Below are 3,946 nucleotides of genomic sequence, written 5' to 3'. Positions count from 1 at the left end.
GATGATGTCGCGCTGGATCTCGTTCGTACCCGCGTAGACGGGCCCCGCGAGCGCGAACACCCAGCCCTCGGCCCAGGGGCCCCCGGCGGCCTCCCCCGGCGGCCCCAGGAGGTCCAGCGCGGTCTCGTGCAGGGCGATGTCCAGCTCGGACCAGAAGACCTTGGTGAGGCTGGAGGCGCCTGCTTCCGGTGCGCCGCCCTCGGCGGCGCGGGCGGCGCCCGCGTAGGCGGCGAGCTGGTACGCACGGGCGCCGATCAGCGCGTCCGCGACACGGTCAGCGGCGGCCGGGTCCGCGTCCTCGCCGCAGGAGTGCCACAGGGCCGCCAGGCGGCGCGCGGCCGCCGTGAAGCGGCCGGGGCTGCGCAGGGTGAGGCCGCGCTCGTCGGCCGCCGTGCTCATGGCGACCCGCCAGCCGTCGCCGGGGGCGCCGACCACGTCGGCGTCGGGCACGAAGACCTCGTCCAGGAAGAGTTCGGCGAAGGCCGGCTTCCCGTCGAGGCGGGCGAGCGGGCGCACGGTCACCCCGGGCGCGTCGAGCCCGAACATCAGGTAGGTCAGCCCCTGGTGCGGCCGCGGCGCCCCGGGGTGGCTGCGGAACAGCCCGAACGCGCGGTCGGCGAACGCGGCGCGGGAGGACCAGGTCTTCTGGCCGCGCAGCAGCCAGCCGCCCTCGGTGCGGGTGGCCGTGGAGCGCAGCGACGCCAGGTCGGAGCCCGCCTCCGGCTCGGACCAGGCCTGTGCCCAGATCACCTCGCCGCGCGCCATGGGCGGCAGGACGCGGTCGCGCTGCTCCTGGGTGCCGTGCTCCAGGAGGGTGGGCCCGAGCAGGCTGATCCCGTTCTGGCCGACCCGGCCGGGCGCCCCGGCGGCGTGGTACTCCTCCTCGAAGACCAGCCACTGGAGGAGCGTCGCGTCCCGCCCCCCGTAGGCGGCGGGCCAGGAGACGACCGACCAGCGGTCGGCGGCCAGCCGGCGCTCCCAGGCGCGGTGGGCGGCGAAGCCCTCCGCCGTCTCCAGGGAGGGCAGCGGGACGGCCGGGACGTGCGCGGCGAGCCAGTCCCGGGACTGGCGCCGGAAGGACCGTTCCTCCGCGGTGAAGTCGAGATCCACCCGCTCCCCCTTCCCTAACAAGTGTTTGGTAGATTAACGTCGGTGGTGTGACTCCACCACCCCCGTACCAGCCGGGCCACGCGCTGCTGGCGGACCGCACCGCGGTCGTCACCGCGGCGGCGGGCGCCGGCATCGGCGGCGCGACGGCCCGGCGCCTCCTGGAGGAGGGCGCCCGGGTGGTGATCGGCGACGTCCACCAGCGGCGGCTGAAGGAGTGCGCGGCCGCCCTGGCGGACGAGTTCGGGCCGGACCGGGTCGCCGCGCTCCCCTGCGACGTCACGGACGAGACCCAGGTCGCGGCGCTGCTCGACCTCGCGGAGCGCCGGCACGGGCGGCTGGACGTCGTGGTCAACAACGCCGGCCTCGGCGGCACCGCCGAACTGACCGAGATGACCGACGGGCAGTGGGCGCAGGTCCTCGACGTCACCTTGACCGGCACCTTCCGCTGCACCCGCGCCGCACTGCGCCGGATGAAGGCCTCCGGTGCCGGCGGCGTCATCGTCAACAACGCCTCCGTCGTCGGCTGGCGCGCCCAGGCCGGGCAGGCGCACTACGCCGCGGCCAAGGCCGGGGTCATGGCGCTCACCCGCTGCGCGGCGGTGGAGGCGGCGGCGTACGGGGTGCGGGTCAACGCCGTCTCCCCCAGCCTCGCCATGCACCCGCACCTGGTGAAGGTCACCACCCCCGGCCTGCTGGCGGAGCTGACCGCGCGCGAGGCCTTCGGCCGCCCCGCGGAACCCTGGGAGGTCGCCAACGTGATCGTCTTCCTCGCCTCCGGCTACTCCTCGTACATGACCGGGGAGGTCGTCCCGGTGAGCAGCCAGCACGCGTGAAGCGAGAATGATCCCCGTGCCGAAGACCACTCCGAAGACCACGCCGAGGACCACCAAGAGCCCCGCGGGGGCCGCGGCCCCCTCCGACGGGCGCCGCGCCGAACTCCTCGCCATCGCCGCCAGGGTGTTCGCCGCGCAGGGCTACGACGCCACCACCGTCCGGCGGATCGCCGACGAGGCGGGGATGCTCGCGGGCAGCCTCTACTACCACTTCGACTCCAAGGAGTCGATGCTGGACGAGATCCTCTCGGCCTTCCTGGACGAGCTGTGGGCCGGGTACGAGGACGTGCTCGCCACCGGCCTCGGCCCACGGGAGACCGTCGAGGCCCTGGTCACCGAGTCCTTCCGGGAGATCGACCGGCACCTGGACGCCGTCGCGATCTACCAGCGGGAGGCCCGTCAGCTGGCGTCCTCCCAGCCGCGCTTCGCCTATCTCGGCGATTCGCAGCGCAGGTTCGAGCGGCTCTGGCTCGGGACGCTGGAACGCGGCGCCGCCGCCGGGGTGTTCCGCGCCGACCTCGACCTGCGGCTGGCGTACCGCTTCATCCGCGACACCGTCTGGGTCGCGGCGTCCTGGTACCGGCCGGGCGGGCAGCACAGCCCCGAGGAGATCGCCCGGCAGTACCTGTCCATGGTGCTGGACGGCGTCACCGCCCGGGAATGACGCAGCCGCACCCGGTCCACCACCCGGTCCCCACGGAGGAGCAGTCATGGCCGAGGCCTACATCGTCGAAGCGGTCCGCACCCCGGTCGGCCGGCGCGGCGGCGGGCTGTCCGCGGTCCACCCCGCCGACCTCGGCGCCCATGTACTGAAGGCGCTGGTGGAACGCTGCGGGGTCGACCCGGCCGCAGTCGAGGACGTCGTCTTCGGCTGCCTCGACCAGGTCGGCCCGCAGGCGGGCGACATCGCCCGCACCAGCTGGCTGGCGGCCGGGCTGCCCGAGGAGGTCCCCGGCGTGACCGTCGACCGCCAGTGCGGCTCCTCCCAGCAGGCCGTCCACTTCGCCGCCCAGGGCGTGCTGTCCGGCACCCAGGACCTCGTCGTGGCGGGCGGAGTCCAGAACATGTCGGCCATCCCCATCGGCTACGCCAACCACCGGGCCGTCGAACCGCTCGGCCTGACCGCGGGCCCGTTCTCCGGCTCCGAGGGCTGGCGCGCCCGCTACGGGAGCACCCCGGTGAGCCAGTTCCACGGCGCGGAGCTCATCGCCGCGAAGTGGGGCATCACCCGTAAGGCCATGGAGGAGTTCGCGCTGCGCTCCCACCGGCGGGCGGTCGCCGCGATCGACGGGGGCCGCTTCGACCGCGAACTCACCCCCTACGCCGGTGTGACCACCGACGAGGGCCCGCGCCGCGACACCACTGCGGAGAAGATGGCCGGCCTCAAACCCCTGGTGGAGGGCGGGCGGCTGACCGCGGCCCTGTCCTCCCAGGTCTCGGACGGGGCCGCCGCCATGCTCATCGCCTCCGAGCGCGCGGTCCGCGAGCACGGGCTCACCCCGCGGGCGCGGGTCCACCACCTGTCGGTGCGCGGCGAGGACCCCATCCGCATGCTCTCCGCGCCCATCCCGGCGACCGCGCACGCCCTGAAGAAGACCGGGATGACCATCGACGACATCGACCTGGTCGAGATCAACGAGGCCTTCGCCCCCGTCGTCCTGGCCTGGCTCAAGGAGACCGGCGCCGACCCCGGCCGGGTCAACGTCAACGGCGGCGCCATCGCGCTGGGCCACCCGCTCGGCGCCACCGGCGTGAAGCTGATGACCACCCTCCTGCACGAACTGGAGCGCACCGGCGGGCGCTTCGGACTGCAGACAATGTGCGAGGGCGGCGGCCAGGCCAACGTCACGATCATCGAACGGCTCTGACCCGCCGGCCGGACGACCGGGAGGCCGAGCGCGGTATCGGCGCGACCGCACCGCGACGTGGGGGCCCGTGCCACCGCCCCCGCGTCGCGGTGCGGTCGCGCCGATACCGCGCTCGGCCTCCCGGTCGTCCGGCCG

The 3,946-nt window shown here is 74.7% G+C and carries 4 protein-coding genes; 3 read left to right on the top strand and 1 reads right to left on the bottom strand.

What is annotated here, in order from left to right:
• Positions 1-1,110 (bottom strand): acyl-CoA dehydrogenase family protein (locus PV350_RS37100; protein ID WP_500337874.1); only part of this gene is annotated, 1,110 nt, incomplete at its 3' end.
• A 47-nt stretch (positions 1,111-1,157) separates the two neighbouring features.
• Here PV350_RS37100 and PV350_RS37095 point away from each other — a divergent pair.
• From PV350_RS37095 to PV350_RS37085, 3 genes are read left to right on the top strand one after another with little or no spacing between them, the layout of a single operon-like run.
• On the top strand, positions 1,158-1,943 hold the full coding sequence (locus PV350_RS37095) for an SDR family oxidoreductase (protein ID WP_499513891.1): 786 nt from the start codon (positions 1,158-1,160) through the stop codon (positions 1,941-1,943).
• A 16-nt stretch (positions 1,944-1,959) separates the two neighbouring features.
• The gene (locus tag PV350_RS37090; RefSeq protein ID WP_499513890.1) at positions 1,960-2,607 is read left to right on the top strand and encodes a TetR/AcrR family transcriptional regulator; all 648 of its coding nucleotides are present in this window, start codon (positions 1,960-1,962) and stop codon (positions 2,605-2,607) included.
• A 46-nt stretch (positions 2,608-2,653) separates the two neighbouring features.
• Entirely contained in the window at positions 2,654-3,811 is a 1,158-nt protein-coding gene (locus tag PV350_RS37085; RefSeq protein WP_499513889.1) for an acetyl-CoA C-acetyltransferase, read from the top strand.
• The last annotated feature ends 135 nt before the right edge of the window (positions 3,812-3,946 follow it).

Source organism: Streptomyces sp. PA03-6a (genome assembly GCF_033792765.1).
Lineage (GTDB): Bacteria > Actinomycetota > Actinomycetes > Streptomycetales > Streptomycetaceae > Actinacidiphila.
Note: the sequence above shows the minus strand (reverse complement) of the source record. Positions and strands in the feature narration are given on the sequence as shown.